The 17,934-nt window shown below is 61.3% G+C and carries 13 protein-coding genes; 11 read left to right on the forward strand and 2 right to left on the reverse strand.

What is annotated here, in order from left to right; genetic code table 11:
- Positions 1 to 71 precede the first annotated feature (71 nt).
- The 5 genes from P3C18_RS06725 (at position 72) to recJ (ending at position 9,116) form a co-directional block, all read left to right on the forward strand.
- The gene (locus P3C18_RS06725) at positions 72 to 5,327 is read left to right on the forward strand and encodes a DNA repair ATPase (RefSeq protein WP_275961070.1); all 5,256 of its coding nucleotides are present in this window, start codon (positions 72 to 74) and stop codon (positions 5,325 to 5,327) included.
- On the forward strand, positions 5,324 to 5,884 hold the full coding sequence (locus P3C18_RS06730; protein ID WP_275961071.1) for a rhomboid family intramembrane serine protease: 561 nt from the start codon (positions 5,324 to 5,326) through the stop codon (positions 5,882 to 5,884). The genes P3C18_RS06725 and P3C18_RS06730 overlap by 4 nt, the downstream gene beginning before the upstream one ends.
- Entirely contained in the window at positions 5,885 to 6,574 is a 690-nt protein-coding gene (locus tag P3C18_RS06735) for a phospholipase D-like domain-containing protein (RefSeq protein ID WP_275961072.1), read from the forward strand.
- Between the two features lie 74 nt (positions 6,575 to 6,648).
- Positions 6,649 to 7,188, forward strand: a complete 540-nt coding sequence (locus P3C18_RS06740; protein ID WP_275961073.1) for a YaeQ family protein — start codon at positions 6,649 to 6,651, stop codon at positions 7,186 to 7,188.
- A gap of 215 nt (positions 7,189 to 7,403) precedes the next feature.
- Complete coding sequence (gene recJ, locus P3C18_RS06745) at positions 7,404 to 9,116, forward strand: single-stranded-DNA-specific exonuclease RecJ (RefSeq protein WP_275961074.1); 1,713 nt, start codon at positions 7,404 to 7,406, stop codon at positions 9,114 to 9,116.
- A gap of 138 nt (positions 9,117 to 9,254) precedes the next feature.
- Here recJ and P3C18_RS06750 read toward each other — a convergent pair whose 3' ends face one another.
- Entirely contained in the window at positions 9,255 to 9,926 is a 672-nt protein-coding gene (locus P3C18_RS06750) for a transglutaminase-like cysteine peptidase (protein ID WP_275961075.1), read from the reverse strand.
- Positions 9,927 to 10,204: 278 nt separating this feature from the next.
- On the opposite strand from P3C18_RS06750, the gene P3C18_RS06755 reads away from it, so the two are divergent.
- Together P3C18_RS06755 and P3C18_RS06760 are read left to right on the forward strand one after the other, a co-directional pair.
- Positions 10,205 to 10,954 (forward strand): tellurite resistance TerB family protein, encoded by a 750-nt coding sequence (locus P3C18_RS06755; RefSeq protein WP_275961598.1) that lies wholly within the window; start codon positions 10,205 to 10,207, stop codon positions 10,952 to 10,954.
- Positions 10,955 to 11,045: 91 nt separating this feature from the next.
- A complete protein-coding gene (locus P3C18_RS06760; protein WP_275961076.1) occupies positions 11,046 to 11,840 on the forward strand; it encodes a hypothetical protein in 795 nt (264 codons plus the stop codon).
- Positions 11,841 to 11,843: 3 nt separating this feature from the next.
- On the opposite strand, the gene P3C18_RS06765 is transcribed toward P3C18_RS06760, so the two are convergent.
- Positions 11,844 to 13,481, reverse strand: coding sequence for a diguanylate cyclase (locus tag P3C18_RS06765; RefSeq protein WP_275961077.1), 1,638 nt, complete (start codon positions 13,479 to 13,481; stop codon positions 11,844 to 11,846).
- A 166-nt stretch (positions 13,482 to 13,647) separates the two neighbouring features.
- Here P3C18_RS06765 and prfB point away from each other — a divergent pair.
- From prfB to P3C18_RS06785, 4 genes are all read left to right on the forward strand, one after another.
- Positions 13,648 to 14,743, forward strand: a protein-coding gene (gene prfB, locus P3C18_RS06770; protein ID WP_275961078.1) for a peptide chain release factor 2 whose coding sequence is annotated in 2 segments (ribosomal slippage) — positions 13,648 to 13,719 and positions 13,721 to 14,743 — 1,095 coding nt in all. Because the reading frame shifts where the segments join, the coding sequence is not laid out codon by codon here.
- 61 nt (positions 14,744 to 14,804) lie between these two features.
- Entirely contained in the window at positions 14,805 to 16,322 is a 1,518-nt protein-coding gene (gene lysS / locus P3C18_RS06775) for a lysine--tRNA ligase (RefSeq protein WP_275961079.1), read from the forward strand.
- A gap of 156 nt (positions 16,323 to 16,478) precedes the next feature.
- Positions 16,479 to 17,192: a TetR family transcriptional regulator gene (locus P3C18_RS06780; protein ID WP_090387928.1), complete on the forward strand. Its 714-nt coding sequence runs from the start codon at positions 16,479 to 16,481 to the stop codon at positions 17,190 to 17,192.
- Between the two features lie 174 nt (positions 17,193 to 17,366).
- A complete protein-coding gene (locus P3C18_RS06785) occupies positions 17,367 to 17,918 on the forward strand; it encodes a hypothetical protein (RefSeq protein ID WP_275961080.1) in 552 nt (183 codons plus the stop codon).
- Positions 17,919 to 17,934 lie beyond the last annotated feature (16 nt).

Here is a 17,934-nt window from a genome sequence, read left to right on the forward strand (position 1 = left end):
GGGCCGGCTGAAGTCGGCCCCTCGCTTTATCCCACCTTGCTAGCAGACAGCGCAGATTCAGGAAGACCACGATGTCGGATGCTCCAGCCGTAGCCCAACCACAGGATGTATTGGACAAGGCCGTCGCCGAAGGCGGTGCCTACGAGGTGCTGCACAAGCGCCTGCAGGAGCAAGGCCTGCGCCTGCGCCAGACCACCGAGGCGCTGAACGCTCAGCGCTTGCAGGCGTTCGGCAGCAGCCAGATGGAAGTGGTTGGGCGGGTGCGTATCCGCACCGAGAACAACTGCACGGCCCGCGATATCGTTCAGGTCGGCGAGAACCTGCTGTTCGGCTACAACGTGTTCCTCGGCCTGAAAAAGGAAACCCGCGTCGAGGACGTGTTCTCCCTGTATCGCCTGAGCGAGCAGGACGAAGGCTATGAAGCCGAGAGCGTGGCGCTGGCCGACAGCTTTCTCGGTCAGAGCAGCTTCGTTAACGACTTCAACGAGCTCTACACCTATTACAAGAACACCCGCTTGCTGCAACTGCTGGTGCGCGACGGCAAGCTGCTGGCCAGCTTCCAGATCGGTGAGCGGATCAGTGATATCCGGGTGTTCCGCTGGTCGATCTCCCTCGACGGCAAAGAAGTTCGCTATATCGATAACCGCGGCGAGCGCGATATAGCGCTGCCTGAGCCGTTCGATTTCGAATGGCAAAAGACTTCCCGCGAGATGGTGGTTAACGGCCGCCATCCGCATATGAATATCCTCGACACCATCTTTGTCGAGACCATCGGCGGCGACCTTACGGTCAAGGTCGAGAACAACACCGAGGACGGCCTGGGCATCTACCGCGAGGCGGTGCTGGACAAGACCCAGTCGCTGGACGATGCGCAGATCGAATACGCCAAGCTCGGCAGCCTGATCCTGCTGAAAGTGCTGCCGTATCGCGAAGAGCAGTGGCGCTACCTGGTATTTAACAGCCTGACACGCAAGGTCGAGCGTATCGACGCCATCGGCCTGGCCTGCGTGCAGCTGCCGGAAGACCACGGCATCATTTTTCCGGGTGGCTATTACCTGCAGAACGGCGAGTCCAAGGCCTTCGAGCAGCCCATGGCCGGCATGCGCTTCAAGCGCGCGGTGCGTTCGCCCAATGGCGAGGACGTGCAGTACATCTTCTACCACCCGGAAGAAGGCCGCTCGGCGCTGTTCACCTACAACATGATCAATCGTCAGCTGCACAACCCGATCTTCGGCCACGGCTACGCGCGCCTGGAAGATGGGCGCATGGTGATCTTTGCCGCCGAAGGCACGGAGCCGACCCGTATCCATCCGATGCAAATCTGGCAGACGCCATTTTGCAGTGATGATTTCGCCGCTCGCCAACCGGTGCGCGGCGGCTTCTTCGGGCGCATTGGCAATGCCGAGCTGGTGCGCGGCGTTTCCGACCTGCTGGGCCTCAGTCGCGAGATCGAAACCCCGGAAGTCTCGGTGCAGCGCTATACCCAGCTGTGCCAGAACACTCGCCGCCTGTTCGACGTCTACCACTGGCTGGGCGATGCCCAGTGCCAGGGCATGGCGCCGCTGCTGCGCGAAATCGCCGCCACCGGCGAGCTGGTGCTCGACGAGTTCGAGAAGGTCGAGAGCATTCGTCAGCAATCGGCCCGCGCCATGGCCGAAGCGGAAACCCGCCAACAGGCGCTGCTCTCCGGCCTGCTGATCGACAGTTGGGACGAAGTGCAGCACTTCGTCGACGCGCTCAATGGCATCAATGCCCTGCGCGGCCAACTGCTGACTATTCGTGATTACCGCTATATCGATGTGGCGCGTATCGACGCCATGGAAACCGAGCTGCTTGCCGCCCAGGAGCAAGTCGCGGCCGCCACCTCGGGTTTTTTGGCCAGCAAGGCCGCGCTGGAACCCTATGTGCTGCAGCTGGCCCAGCTCGACGCCCAGGCGCAGAAGGCCGAGAGCGTCAGCCAACTCAACGAACCGCTGGTAGCGTTGCAGGCCATGGCCGGCAACCTGGATATGTTGTCCAGCCTGATGGCCTCGCTGCCGATCGACGATGCCACCCAGCGCACCGCAATCGTCGAGTCGATTTCCGAAGTCTACGCCCGTCTTAACCAGGCCAAGGCCCGTGCCGAACAACGGCGCAAGGGCCTGGGCTCGGCAGAAACCGTGGCGCAGTTCGGCGCCCAGTTCAAACTGTTCAGCCAGGGCATCACCAACGCGCTGGCCATGGCCCAGGACCCGGAGCGCTGCGACGAACAGCTGTCGCGCCTGCTGGTGCAGCTGGAAGAGCTGGAGAGTCAGTTCGGCGATCAGGAGCAGTTCCTCGGCGATATTCTGGCCAAGCGCGAAGAGCTGCTGGAAACCTTCGAGGCGCACAAACAGGCGCTGCTTGATGAGCGTCAGCGCAAGGCCCAGGGACTGCTCGATGCCGCGCGGCGCATCCTGGAAAGCCTCGGTCGGCGTACCGCGCGCCTGACCCAGCCGGATGAGCTGAACGCCTTCTTCGCTGCCGATCCGTTGATTCTCAAGCTGCGCGAACTGGCCGAGCGCCTGCGTGAGCTGAAGGACAGCGTCAAGGCCGAGGATGTCGAGTCGCGCCTCAAGGCCGCCCGCGATCAGGCGGTGCGCAGCCTGCGCGACAAGAGCGAGCTGTTTGAAGAGGGCGGCAACGTCATCAAGCTCGGCCCGCGCCACCGCTTTAGCGTCAACACCCAGGAGCTGGACCTGACCCTGATGCCGCGCGGCGATCAGCTCTATCTGCACCTGACCGGCACCGAATTTCTCGAGCCGCTACAAAACGCCGAGCTGGAAGCGCTACGCGACTATTGGCAGGTATCTCTGGAGTCTGAATCCGCCACGCTGTACCGCGCCGAATACCTGGCCGGCGAAGTGCTGGCGGCCGCCGATGCCGGACGCGATGGCCTCAGCCTGGACCTGCTCAAACAGCAGCTGGCGCAACCGGAGGCGCTGGTCAAAAGCATTCGCGACTTCGCCGCACCGCGCTACAAGGAAGGCTACGAGAAGGGCATCCACGACCACGATGCGGCGCTGATCCTCGCCCAGTTGCTGCCGCTGCGCGACAGCGCCGGCCTGCTCAGCTACGGTGCCTTGCCGCGTGGTTTCGCCAGCTTCTTTTGGAGCCAGGTGCAGCGTCGTGACGAGGCCAAACAATGGCCACAGCGCGCGCGCAGCGCCCGGCATATCCAGCAGCTGTTCGGTCAGCGCGACAGCCTGCTGCAGTTGCAAGCGGAAATCGCCGCGGCCATGGCCGGCTATACCGCCCAGCAGGACATAAGCCTGGGCCAAACAACGCTGGCCGAGGCAGCGGAATATCTGGTGCAGGAACTGGCCGCCGAGCGCATCGAATTCGTCTTCAGCAAATACGCCCGCGAGCTGCTGGCCGGTTTGCAGGCGCGTTTGCAGACGGCGCATATGTGGGATGTGTATCAGCAAACCCTGACGCAACTGCACGAGCGCCCAGCGGCGCAATGGGCTTTGGTGGAAAACTGGCTACGTGGCCTCTGCGCGGCAGACGAGTTCGCCGCGCTTAGCGCCTATGTGCCTGAGGCCGTGGCCTTGAGCCTGCTCGCCGAGGACGTGCCCAAGCGCATTACTGAGGTTGATCTGCGTTTCACCGTCAAGGAGCTGATGGGTGAACACCCACGGATCGGCGAGCGGCAACTGGTGCTGGCGGTGGACGACTTCTTCGCCCGTCTGCGCGTACACCGCGAACAGTTTCTGCCCGGCTTGCAGCGCTACCAGGCATTGCGCCAGGACGTGGTTGCGCGCGAGCGCGAGGCACTGCGCCTCAATGAGTTCAAGCCAAAGCCGCTCAGCTCCTTCGTGCGCAACAAGCTGATCAACGATGTTTACTTGGGCGTGATCGGCGACAACCTGGCCAAGCAGATGGGCACCGCCGGGGAGAACCGCCGTTCGGATTTGTCCGGTTTGTTGATGCTGATTTCACCGCCCGGTTACGGCAAGACCACCCTGATGGAATACGTTGCCCACCGCCTGGGGCTGATCTTTATGAAGATCAACGGCCCGGCCTTGGGCCACGAAGTGCGCTCGCTGGACCCGGCCCAGGCGCCGGACGCCACTTCACGCCAGGAGCTGGAAAAGCTCAACCTGGCGCTGGAGATGGGCAACAACGTGATGCTCTATCTCGACGATATCCAGCACACTCATCCGGAGTTTCTGCAGAAATTTATCTCGCTCTGTGACGGTACACGGCGTATCGAAGGCGTGTGGAAGGGCCGCACCCGCACCTACGACATGCGTGGGCGCAAGTTCTGCGTGATCATGTCCGGTAACCCCTATACCGAGTCCGGCGACGTGTTCAAGATCCCGGATATGCTGGCTAACCGCGCCGATATCTATAACCTCGGCGACACCCTGGGCGGTATGCAGGAAGCCTTCGCCCTGAGCTATATCGAGAACGGCCTGACCTCCAACCCGGTGCTGGCTCCACTGGCCACCCGTGAGATGGCCGATGTCTACCGCTTTGTCGCCAAGGCCGAGGGTAAGCCGTTCTCTGCCAACGAGCTGAGCCACAGCTACAGCGGTGCGGAGATCAATGAAATCGTCACTACCTTGCAGCGTTTGATGCAGGTGCGTGATGTGGTCGGCCGGGTCAACCAGCAGTACATCGCCAGCGCCGCCCAGGCCGATCAGTACCGCACCGAGCCGCCGTTCAAGTTGCAGGGCAGCTACCGCAATATGAACAAGATGGCGGAGAAGATCAGCTCGGTGATGAACGATAGCGAAGTACTGCAACTGATCGCCGATCATTACCAGGGCGAATCCCAGTTACTCACCACCGGCGCCGAGGAAAACCTGCTCAAGCTCGCCGAACTGCGCGGCAATATGACCGACGTACAAGCCGAGCGCTGGGCGCAGATCAAGCGCGACTTTATGCGCAACAAGGCCATGGGCGGCAGCGACACCGATGTCGGTGGGCGGGTGGTGGCGCAGCTTAATGATCTGGTCGAGGGTGTGCGCGGCCTGGCCAAGCTGGCGCCGGGCGAACACCCCGCCGCGCCGACTATTCCTTGGGCCGAGCTGCTCGCCGGCTTGGATAACCTGGGCAAGCTGCGCCCGCAGGTGGAGGTGATCACACCGCCACAACCTGCCGTGCAGAAGGTGTTGGAAAGCCTGGCCGACAGCCTGCAGAACAGCTTTCTGCCGTTGATCAACGCCATGGACAAGAAGATCGATATCGACCTGCGCACCCACAACCGCATGCTGGAAATCTCTACCCAACTGCGTGATCTGGGCGAGCAACTGGGCCATGAGCAGCGCCTGGGTGGCGACAGCGCAAGCGAAACGCCATGAAGGCCAGGCTGTTGCCACGCGTGCAGCTGTTGCTGGGCATTGCCGCATTGATGCTGGTGCTGCAGCTGGGCAACAGCCTGAGTGGTTACAGCCTGAATCTCTGGGGCGTAATACCGCGCCGGCTCGAGTCATTGCCGGGCGTGCTGTTTGCGCCTTGGCTGCATGGTGGTTGGATGCATTTGCTGAGCAACCTCAGCGGCCTGCTGGTGCTGGGCTTGCTGGCCCTGCTCGAATCGCGGCGCGACTTTATCCAGGCCAGCCTGTTTATCATCCTCGGCAGTGGGCTGTTGGTCTGGCTGTTCGGTCGCGAGGGTATCCATGTCGGCGCCAGCGGCTGGTTGTTCGGGCTGTGGGCGCTGCTGCTGGCGCGCGCCTGGTTCCGCCGTAGCTGGCTCGACCTGCTGTTGGCGGTGTTGGTGTTCTTTCTGCACGGCGGCTGGGTCTTCGGTCTGCTGCCGCAGCAGGGCGTCTCATTCGAATATCATCTGGCCGGCGCGCTCTGCGGCGGTCTTTATGCTGCCTGGCGCTACACGCCGCGCGCACGACACGGAGGTTAAATGGATTTCAATCGTCTCGACCAACAGCTGCGTGACAGCCTGGCCGATCTGCGCCTGAGCAATGAGGAGCGTGATGAGCTGCGCCAGCTGGGCAGTAACCTGGGCCAGGATCAGGTGCGCTACCTGCGTAACCGCGCCTTTGCCCTGGTGCGTGAGTTGGTGCAGGCCGATTTGAACAATAGCGAGCCAGCGCTGAAATGGCTGGAGCAGGTGGTCAAGACCCTCGATGCCAGCAGCAGCCCACCGCGTCCGGCTCTGGCCAGCGCGCACTTCAGTCCCGGCGATGATTGTTTGCGCAAGATTCGCGAGCTGTGCCGGCAGGTGCGTACATCGCTGGATATCTGCGTGTACACCATCTCCGATGACCGCCTCAGCGAAGAAATTATCGCCTGCCATCGCCGCGGCGTTGCCGTGCGGGTGATCAGCGACAATGAAAAGCAGTTCGACGAAGGCAGTGATATCCAGCATCTGATCGCCCAGGGCGTGCCGCTGCGCATCGACGATAGCCCATATCACATGCACCACAAGTTCGCGGTGTTCGACGCTAACCTGTTGCTTAACGGCAGCTTCAACTGGACCCGCAGCGCCACCACCAGCAACGAGGAAAACCTGCTGGTAACCGATCACGCGCTGCTGGTCGCCAGCTACCGCAGTGAGTTCGACAAGCTCTGGGCGCGCTACGCCCGCTGAGCGTTCCGGTTCGTGATGGGGCAGCCTTTGCGGTAGACTTGCCGGCTTATTCGATCAGTCAAGAAGCCCCGTCCATGGCCCTGCCGTCTACCACTTACAAAATCGAGCTGAACCTCACCGACATGGACCGCAGTGTCTATGAAAACCTGCGTTTCACCGTGGCCAAGCACCCTTCGGAAACCGAAGAGCGCTTGGCGGCGCGCTTGGTTGCCTATTGCCTGTTCTATCACGAGCACCTGGCGTTCGGTCGCGGCCTGTCGGATGTGGATGAGCCTGCCTTGTGGGAAAAGAGCCTGGACGACCGTGTGCTGCACTGGATCGAAGTCGGCCAGCCAGATAGCGACCGCATCACCTGGTGTTCGCGGCGTACCGAGAAGTTCAGCTTGGTGGCCTACGGCAACCTGCGCGTATGGCAGACCAAGGCGCTTGATCCGGTGCGCAGCCTGAAAAATATCAACGTCGTCGCCCTCGACCAGGAAGCCCTGGCCAAGCTGGCGCTGGATATGCCGCGCTCGCTGAACTGGAGCGTGATGATCAGCGACGGCGAACTGTTCGTCACCGATGAGCGCGGCCAGCATGAGCTGCCGATCGAGTGGTTGGCAGGCGAACGCTAAGAACCTATTTGCGATCTGCTGCGCGTTGGCCCTGCTGCGTTAACAACAGGCTCGGCAAGCCGCTTGCGGCTAACGCGCTTTAGCGCGGCTCGAAGGGCGAGCGAAGCGAGTAGTGCTCATTGATAGTCTGTGACGCACTGCATAAGACCGTAGCGCGGGTGCAACCCGCAAACCCCTAGCGGCGGGTTGCCCCCGCCCTACAGATAAGAATGACTATGCGTATTGAATCCCGCCCGCTGCCTGAAACCCTGCCTGATTTGGGCGCTTTGCCGCCGTTGTTGACTCGCCTGTACGCCGCTCGCGGCGTGCAGTCCGCTGCCGAGTTGGATAAAGGCCTGGCGCGCTTGATTCCGTATCAGCAACTCAAGGGCATGGACGCGGCGGTCGATTTGCTGGTGCAGGGGTTGCAGCAAGGCCAGCGCATGCTGATCGTCGGCGACTTCGATGCCGATGGCGCCACCGCCAGCACGGTTGGCGTATTGGGTCTGCGTATGCTTGGTGCGGCGCATGTCGATTATCTGGTGCCCAATCGTTTCGAATACGGCTACGGCCTGACCCCGGAAATCGTCGCGGTGGCGCTGGAGCGCGAGCCGCAATTGCTGATCACCGTGGATAACGGCATCTCCAGCGTTGAGGGCGTAGCGGCGGCCAAGGCGGCCGGGTTGACCGTGCTGGTCACCGATCACCATCTACCCGGTGCTGAGTTGCCGGCAGCGGACGCCATCGTCAATCCTAACCAGCCGGGCTGCGAGTTCCCCAGCAAGGCGCTGGCTGGGGTTGGGGTGATGTTTTACGTGCTGCTGGCGTTACGTGCGCGCTTGCGTGAAATGGGCTGGTTTACTGCGCAGCGTCCGGAGCCGAATCTCGGTGAGCTGCTTGATCTGGTGGCCCTGGGTAGCGTGGCCGACGTGGTGCCGCTGGATGCCAATAACCGCATCCTGGTGCATCAGGGCCTGGCGCGGATTCGTGCCGGGCGGGCGCGACCGGGCTTGCGCGCGATTCTCGAGGTGGCGGGGCGCGATCATCGACGCATCACCTCCACGGATCTGGGTTTTATCCTCGGCCCACGGCTGAATGCGGCCGGTCGTTTGGACGACATGGCGCTGGGCATCGAGTGCCTGCTCTGTGAAGACGAAGCCCTGGCCCGTGATATGGCCGTGCAGCTGGATCAGCTCAATCAGGACCGCAAGGCCATCGAGCAGGGTATGCAGCGCGAGGCCTTGGCCCAACTCAAGGACCTGCCGCTGGAAGACATGCCCTTTGGTCTGTGCCTGTTTGAGGCGGATTGGCACCAGGGGGTTATCGGTATCCTCGCCTCGCGGATGAAAGAGCGTTATCACCGCCCGACCATTGCCTTCGCCGATGCCGGCGATGGTGTGCTGAAAGGCTCGGCGCGTTCAGTGCCGGGGTTTCATATCCGCGATGCGTTGGATGCGGTAGCCGCCAAACACCCGCAGCTGATCAGTAAGTTCGGCGGGCATGCCATGGCCGCCGGACTGTCACTGCCGCAGGAGAATTTCGCCGCCTTTGCCGCCGCCTTCGACGCCGAAGTACGCCGCCAGCTGTGTGAGGATGATCTGACTGGGCGGTTGCTGTCTGATGGCGCCTTGTCCATTGAAGAGTTCCACCTGCCGTTAGCCAAGGAGCTGCGCAATGCCGGGCCCTGGGGTCAGCACTTCCCCGAGCCGTTGTTTCATGGCGTATTTCAGCTGGTGCAGCAGCGCGTGGTCGGCGAGCGGCATCTGAAAGTGGTGCTGAAAAGCGAATGCGGCAGCGTGCAGCTCGATGGCATCGCCTTTGGTGTGGATCGCGAAATCTGGCCAAACCCAACCGTGCGTTGGGTCGAGCTGGCCTACAAGCTGGACGTCAATGAGTACCGTGGGCAGGAAAGTGTGCAGCTGCTGATCGCCCATATTCAACCGCGTTAGGCACTACCAATGCTTTCGGTCGCCCGGATAAGCCCTGGCGCAATCCGGGATTAGGCTACCCGGATTGCGCTGCGCTTATCCAGGCTACGGGGTTGCGCTCTCCGCTAGCCCGGATGAAATCCGGGAAATAAGAAGGTATTAGCTCTGCGGTGCGGGGGCGGCCGAGCCATCAGCCAGGGCCCGTTCGCTCAGCTCACTCCAGCGCGCAAGAAACTCCGGTGGCTGGCTGACACGCTGCGGCGACTTGGCGAGAAACACGCCGTGGTTATTGAAGGAATACACCGGCAGCAGATCGCCACGCTCACTGGCTGGGCGGATGCGTGGGTCGAGGTTGTCGAGAATCAGCGGTTGCTCGCTGGCGCTGGGGTAATAGGCCAGCACCATATGCGCCTGGTTCTGCTTGAGCGCCTTGACGAAAGTCAGGCGCAGTTTCTCGCTCGGTACACCTATACGCACCAGGCTGAAGTATTTGGCGATGGCGAAATCTTCGCAGTCACCTTTGCCCAGGCTGAGTGTTTGCGCTGGCGTTGCCCAATAATCGTCGGCTCCCCAGGCTTGCTGGTCACTGACAAAGCTAACTGAACGGTTGATGAAGTGGTTGACCCGCTCCAACTGGGCGCGCTCGTCGTCGCCGGTTGAGTTGTCGAGCAGGTTGAGCCAGCTGGCCAGGCGCGTATCGCTGAGCGCCGTAGCCAGGGCGCTGTGTTGGGTAGTCGGAGCATCGGCCACCAGCGCCGGGCTGAATAGCCAGCAACTGGCAAGCAGGCTGCGCAGCAGGCGGTGAGCGGGGCGATTGGCGCGTGGTGGCATGGCGCGAAGTCTCCGGCGTCGGCTCTTGATAGCCTTTTGCCGTTGCGGGTTTTATGTCCGTCATCCTATCGGCGTCAAATATAGATCGACTATCAGCAGAATGTGATGGTGACCACTATTTGACATATTTGCAGGCGGATAACCGACGAATAGCCGGTTTTCGTGGCTTTCACGTCTGTTGGCAATCTTTCGAAGCACTCTGGCGTTAGGTGGCGAGAAACCTCCGTCCCTAGAATCAGTCTGTGTGCCTGCACAACTATTTTTAGGGAGAGCGCTTGATGATTACCCGTGGCTTGCTTGATCAGTTGTTGAAATCCGGTCAGGACCTGATGCAGCAGAAATCCGCCGGCAGTTCCGCTGGTGGCTCGGCCGGTGGCCTAGGCGGCGCTCTGGGCGGTTTGCTCGGCGGCGCCGGTAAAGGTGGCCAGGGCGGTGATCTGGGTACGCTGCTCAAGGGGGCAGGTGGTGGCGCGCTGGCAGCCGGTGCGCTGGGCATGCTGCTGGGCAACAAGAGTGCGCGCAAGATGGGCGGCAAGGCGCTGACCTATGGTGGCCTGGCCGCGCTTGGCGTGGTTGCCTACAAGGCCTACAGCAACTGGCAGGCGCAACAGGCCAGTGCACCACAGGCGGAGCCGCAAACCCTGGACCGCTTGCCGGCACCGCAGGCCGAGCTGCATAGCCAGGCGATTCTCAAGGCACTGGTCGGCGCGGCCAAAGCCGATGGCCATGTCGATGCCCGCGAGCGGCAGTTGATCGAAGGCGAGCTGGTCAAACTCACCACTGACGCCGAATTGCAGCATTGGCTGCAGGCCGAACTGAACAAACCGCTGGACCCCGCCGAAATCGCCCGCGCGGCCAGCACCCCGGAAATGGCCGCTGAAATGTATATCGCCAGCGTGCTGATGGTCGATGAAGAGCACTTTATGGAGCGCGCCTACCTGGAAGAGCTGGCTCGTCAGCTTAAGCTCGATCCAGCGCTAAAGGCCGAGCTTGAGGCCCAGGTGCGTCAGGAATTGGTGGTTGGCTAATAGCGCGTAGCGGCCATCTGCCAAGGGTTCTGGCCGCTAGCCGGCGGCCTGCCTATAATCGGCGCCTTTCCTCGCTATGGATGGACGCCCGATGCGCCGTACCTACACGAATTGCCTGCTGAGTCTGGCGCTGGTTCTTTTCAGTGCAATCGCGCAGTCCGCGCCTGACGTAGCCTTGACTCAGGTACAGCACGCGCAGGTACAGGTGTTTCGCGCCAGTACCGATCTGTTTATCCATCGTGGTGAAGGTGGACATGCCGAACTGGCAGCCAAGGTGCAGGCTGACCTAGGCAAACTACGTGAAAGCATGGCGACCTTGCAGGCGCAGCCGCTGACCGATTCGGCGCGCTTGGCGATGGAGCAATTACAGCCGTCATTGGCCGTTTTTACCGTGCTAGTCGAGCAGACGCTGGCCTACAACCCCAGTGAGCCGGACCTGCCGTGGGAGTTCAACTTCCAGTACAGCAAGGCCCAGCGTGAGTTGGTAGCGGCCCTGGAGGCACTTGAGCAACAACTGCTTAAAGGCCTGGCGCAGCCATTGTCAGCGGCAGATATGCGCTTGCAGAGCCTGCCGGCCAAGGTGCAATACCTGGCGGCGCGTTACACCGCTCGGGCTTACGTTGGTGATATCGAGACCCTGCCCGAGCAACAGCAGCATTACCTGAATCAGGATATCGACGTGCTGGCCAAGCAGGTCGATGCCGAACTCGCCAGTTTGGCTACTGAGTTGACCGGCGAGCAGCAACAGCGTTTGCAGCGGGCGCAGACGCGCTGGAAATTTATCTACTCGCGCCTGGTCGGCTACAACGACAACCTGGTGCCGTTGGTGGTCGAGCGGCATGCGGCCGAGATGGCGGACCAGTTGCTGCGTCTGCGCGCTAAATAGTCCTTAGTTTTTGTGGGCTGAGTGGAACACCGCGCAGTTTTTGCCAGCATGTTTCGCTCGGTACAGAGCCTGGTCGGCCAGTTCCAGCGCCTCGGCCAGGTTGCTACTGTCCAGTGGCCAGAGCGCGCCGCCGATGCTGCAGCCGACCATGACCTGATTGTTACCCAAATCGACCGGCGCACTCAGCGCCGCCAGGGTGCGTTCGGCCACCAGTTGCGCTTGCCCCAGGGCTTCGCCGCTGGGTACTTGCAGCACCATCAGAAATTCGTCACCGCCCAGGCGCGCGACCAGATCGCCTTCGCGTAGGCAGCTGCGCAGACGCACCGCCACTTCACGTAGCAGCTGATCGCCCGCGGCATGGCCGAACTGGTCGTTGATCGGTTTGAAACCGTCCAGATCCAGATAAAACAATGCCAGGCAATTGCTGTTGGCCTGGCTGCGTTGTTGCGCGCGCGGCAGGTAGCTTTCCAGGGCGACGCGGTTGGGCAGACCGGTGAGTGCGTCGTGGTGGGCAAGATTTTCCATGACGCCGAGGGCGTTTTGCTGGTGGGTCAGGCTTTCCACCAGGTGGCGAATCGAGTTGCTCAGAATTTCGATCTCGCGGGTGCTTTTCAGCTCGGGAATCACGCTGATTTCACCGGCGCTGAGGCGGTCCGCTGCCTCGGCAATCTGCCGCAGAGGGCGGGTGAAATAGCCGGTCACCAGCCAGCCGAGCAGGGCGAACAGCAGCGCCAGGCCGCTACCCCACAGCAGGATATAGCGCGTGGTCTCGCGCGCCGGGGCATAGGCCTCATCCAGCGGCTGACGGGCGATCACCGTCCAGCCCAGGCCTTTGTAGTCCATATGGCCCTGGCTAAGCGCCAGGCCAGTGAGGTACTGCTTGCCGTTTGGCCATTCCTGTACAGCCCAGAGATCCTTGTGTTGCGTTACTTCGTTGAGGGCGGGCAGGTGCAGGCGCTGGCCGATCATTTCCTTGGGTGCCAGAAGGATCGTGCGGTCCTGGCCAATCACGAAGAACTCGACATTGCGGCGCTTCTGGATCGGCTCAAGGATAGCCAGACGCACTTCGTCAGCCCATGACCAGGACAGGTGCGAGGCCAGCACGCCCACCAGGCTGCCATCCGCGGCAAACACCGGCAGGCTGATATCGACGAATTTCATCGCCTCACCCGTTGGGTTGGGCAGCAGTTTGGCCAGCAGCACAGCTTCATGCACATCGCCGATAAACACATGCTTCTGCGCTTCCAGGAACACCGGGCGCTGGGCGATGCTGGCACCTTCCAGTACGCCATCGCTGGAGGCCAGCACTGTGCCTTTGGCGTCGGTAAAACCGATCCAGGCGATGCTGGGGAATTCGCTCTGCAGGCGGTCGAGCAGTACGCGAACCTCGACGATATCGTCCGGCTGACTGAGCGCGCGCAGTTTGCCGATCACCTGCAGCATGGCGGCGCGGCTCTGCATGTCGCGATCCAGGCGGTCAACCATCATAAAGGAGACTTCGGCCAGGTCGCGGCCGACTTCCTCGCGGATGCGCTGGCTGGCGTCATTGCCAATCAGGGTGCCGAGCAACCAGCTCAGGCTGGCAACCAGCAGGGCGATCAAAATTGCAAAACGACTACGCAGGCTGTGCGATGAACTCATAGCACGATGGCTCCTGAGGGCAGGCAATGTACAGGTGCGCCTGAGTATAGTGCGCCGTTGGTCTGCCTTGCTGTGTGCCAGCGCCAATTGCCGGCTGCAAGGGCTGATTTGATTGGGCTATACTCGCCGGCTTTTCCGAAAGTTTGACCTACGAGTGCTGCCAGCCATGGAAATCAACCCGATCCTTAATAGCATCAAGGACCTGTCCGAGCGCACCCAGACCATTCGGGGGTATCTTTGACTACGATCACAAACATGATCGTCTGGTCGAAGTAAACCGCGAACTCGAAGACCCCAACGTCTGGAACAAGCCCGAATATGCCCAGAGCCTGGGCCGTGAGCGCGCCACACTGGCGCTGATCGTCGAAACCATCGACGATCTGACCGGCAGCCTGGCCGATTCGCGTGACTTGCTCGATATGGCCGTCGAAGAAGACGATCAGGGCGCGGTCGACGACGTCGCCGCCGAAATCGAACGCCTGCGCGACATTCTCGAGAAGCTGGAATTTCGCCGCATGTTCAGCCACGAGATGGACCCGAACAACTGCTACCTGGATATCCAGGCCGGCTCTGGCGGCACCGAGGCGCAAGACTGGGCCAACATCCTGCTGCGCATGTACCTGCGCTGGGCCGACAAACGCGGCTTCAGTGCCGAGATCGTCGAGCTGTCCGAAGGTGAAGTCGCCGGGATCAAGGGCGCCACTGTGCATATCAAGGGCGAGTACGCCTTTGGTTGGCTGCGCACCGAAATCGGCGTGCATCGGCTGGTGCGCAAGAGCCCGTTCGACTCAGGCGCTCGCCGCCACACCTCGTTCTCGGCGGTATTCGTGTCGCCCGAGATCGATGACAAGGTCGAGATCGAGATCAACCCGTCTGACCTGCGCATCGACACCTACCGCTCCTCCGGCGCCGGTGGTCAGCACGTCAACACCACCGACTCGGCGGTACGTATCACTCACGTACCGACCAACACCGTGGTGGCGTGTCAGAACGAGCGCTCGCAGCACGCCAACAAGGACACCGCGATGAAAATGCTGCGGGCCAAGTTGTACGAGCTGGAAATGATGAAGCGCAACGCTGCGTCTCAAGCTCTGGAAGACTCCAAGTCCGACATTGGCTGGGGCCATCAGATCCGCTCCTACGTGCTTGATGACTCGCGCATCAAGGATCTACGGACCGGCGTCGAGCGTAGCGATTGCCAGAAGGTCCTCGATGGCGACCTCGACCAGTACCTTGAGGCCAGCCTCAAGCAAGGCCTGTAATACCTTTCGATTCCGCCTTCCTGAGAGGGCGGCAACGACCCCGTGATGGAAACCGATGACCATGAGCGACCAACAACTCGACCCACAAGCCCTTTCCCACGAAGACCAGCAGCAGGAAGAAAACAAGCTGGTTGCCCAGCGTAAGGAAAAGCTTGCTGCTATCCGTGAGCAGGGCAACGCCTTCCCGAATGACTTCCGCCGCGACAACTACTGCGCTGATCTGCAGAAACAGTACGCCGAGAAGACCAAGGAAGAGCTGGCCGAGGCTGCCATTCCGGTCAAGGTGGCTGGGCGCATCATGCTCAACCGTGGCTCGTTCATGGTGATTCAGGACATGACCGGGCGCATCCAGGTCTACGTCAACCGCAAGACCCTGTCGGAAGAAACCCTGGCCGCGGTGAAAACCTGGGACATGGGCGACATCATCTCCGCCGTTGGCACCCTGGCCCGTTCCGGCAAGGGCGACCTGTACGTGGAAATGACCGACGTGCGCCTGCTGACCAAGTCGCTGCGCCCGTTGCCGGACAAGCACCATGGTCTGAGTGACACCGAACAGCGCTACCGTCAGCGCTACGTTGACCTGATCGTCAACGAAGACGTGCGCCAGACGTTCCGCGTGCGTTCGCAGGTCATTGCGCATATCCGCAGCTTTCTGATGAAGCGCGACTTCCTCGAAGTGGAAACGCCGATGCTGCAGACCATCCCAGGCGGCGCTGCGGCCAAGCCGTTTGAGACCCACCACAACGCCCTGGATATGCAGATGTTCCTGCGTATCGCCCCGGAGCTGTACCTCAAGCGTCTGGTGGTTGGCGGCTTTGAGAAGGTCTTCGAGATCAACCGCAACTTCCGTAACGAAGGCGTCTCGACTCGGCATAACCCTGAATTCACCATGTTGGAGTTCTACCAGGCTTACGCCGACTACGAAGACAACATGGACCTGACCGAGGAGCTGTTCCGCGAGTTGGCCCAGCTGGTCCTCGGCACTACCGACGTGCCCTACGGTGACAAGGTGTTCCACTTCGGCGAGCCGTTTGTGCGCCTGTCGGTGTTCGACTCGATTCTCAAGTACAACCCTGAGCTGACCGCCGCTGACCTGACGGACATCGACAAGGCCCGCGCCATCGCCAAGAAGGCCGGCGCCAAGGTGCTGGGCTTCGAAGGCCTGGGCAAGCTGCAGGTGATGATTTTCGAAGAGCTGGTCGAGCACAAGCTGGAGCAGCCGCACTTCATTACCCGCTACCCGTTTGAAGTCTCGCCGCTGGCCCGTCGCAGCGACGATGATCCGAGCGTTACCGACCGCTTCGAGCTGTTTATCGGTGGCCGCGAAATCGCCAACGCCTACTCCGAGCTTAACGATGCCGAAGACCAGGCCGCGCGCTTTATGCAGCAGGTTGCCGACAAGGACGCCGGCGACGACGAAGCCATGCACTTCGACGCCGACTTCGTCCGCGCCCTGGAGTACGGCATGCCGCCGACCGCCGGTGAGGGTATTGGTATCGACCGCCTGGTGATGCTGCTGACCAACTCACCGTCGATTCGCGACGTGATCCTGTTCCCCCACATGCGCCCGCAAGCCTGATGTTGCTAAGCCGCCTCCGGGCGGCTTTTTATTACCTGGTTTTTCTAGCCTGCCAGTCATGGCAGTTATTTTTTATTAGCGCCCAGTGGATTAATTTTGCGATTTACTGACTAAGTCATTATTAATCGTGAATAAACGACAGAGGATCGTCTTGCTGTGACAGCCAAGCCCGCCCAAGAAAGCGCCACCCTGGTGGCCAACGCCGTCGCTGAGAGCGTGCAGTACCACGGCCGCAAAGCCAGCCGACAGGGCAGTGAACAGCGCCGCCAGGCCATTCTCGATGCCGCCATGCGCATTATCGTGCGTGAAGGCGTGCGCGCCGTGCGCCACCGCGCGGTAGCCGCCGAGGCCGAAGTGCCGCTGTCGGCGACTACTTATTACTTCAAAGACATCAACGACCTGATCACCGATACCTTCGCTCAGTTCGTTGAGCGCAGCGCGGCGCATATGGGCCAGTTCTGGAGCAGTACCGAAGGCTTGCTGCGTGAGCAGGTCAGCCGCCTGGATGGCAGCGCCGAGGCGCGCCGGCGTTTGGCCAATGAGATTGCCCGCTTGGCGGTGGAGTACGTGCGCCAGCAATTGCTGACCCGCCGTGAGCACCTGCTGGCCGAGCAGGCCTTTCAGCAGGAGGCCCTGCTTAACCCGCGCCTGCACGGCTTGTTACGCGCCCATCGGCAGATTCTGCTGCAGGGTGTGACGCACTTCTTCGAGGTGCTGGGTTCGCAGCAGGCCGAGCAGGATGCCAAGCTCTTGACGGCGATTATTGTGCGCATGGAGTATCAGGGCCTGCTCGATGGTGTCGATCATCTGGACAGTGAAGAGATGTTGGCCATGCTAAAACGCTATATGCATCTGGTACTGGGCCTATGACAGGCCGTTGAAAAACTACCTGCGTTGGCAATACTGCGTTAAAAACAGGCTCGGAATGCTCATTTACAACCCGTAAACTCCGCTTCCTCGCCTGTTTTTGCCTTGTCTTGCCTGCCTCGGCTACGTTTTTCAAAGGCCTGTTAACCCGGTCAATCCGTTCACAAGGAGAGCTGAATGAAAGCCTGGCGCGCGCTGCTTGCCGTGTCCTTCCTGTTGCTTGGTGGCTGTCTGGTGACCTTCAAGGACCCGATTCCCGCCAATGAAGCAGCCCCGATTCCCTTGCTTGGCGAATGGTCGCGCAAGAACGAATGGGGCGAGCAGCTGTATCTGCAGATCACCCGTGCCGGCTCCAACGTCTACAAGGCGCGGGCCTATGTCGACAGCCTGGATAACCTCGACAGTGTTGAGGAATACGGCTTTACCGTGGCCCACCATGGCCGTCGCTGGTACCTCTCGGCGGGCTTGCCGAAAAGCCTGGGGGCGAACTTCGCCATCGCCGGTTTCGAGCTGACCACCAGCAATGAGCTGGTGATCTACAACCTGGATGTCGACCGGATTCTTCAGGAGCTGGAGCAGGGCGCCTTGCAGGGCGAGGTGATTGACGGCGCCGAAGGCGATGGCGTGCTGATCAGCAGCCCGCTGGAGCAGGTGTTCAACTACCTCGACGATCAGGCCAATTCGGATGTATTTATTGAAGTCGCGCGTTATCAGCGGGCGGGTGACTAGCAGGTTGTGGTGAGGA

Source organism: Pseudomonas sp. 1928-m, assembly GCF_029269135.1.
Lineage (GTDB): Bacteria > Pseudomonadota > Gammaproteobacteria > Pseudomonadales > Pseudomonadaceae > Aquipseudomonas.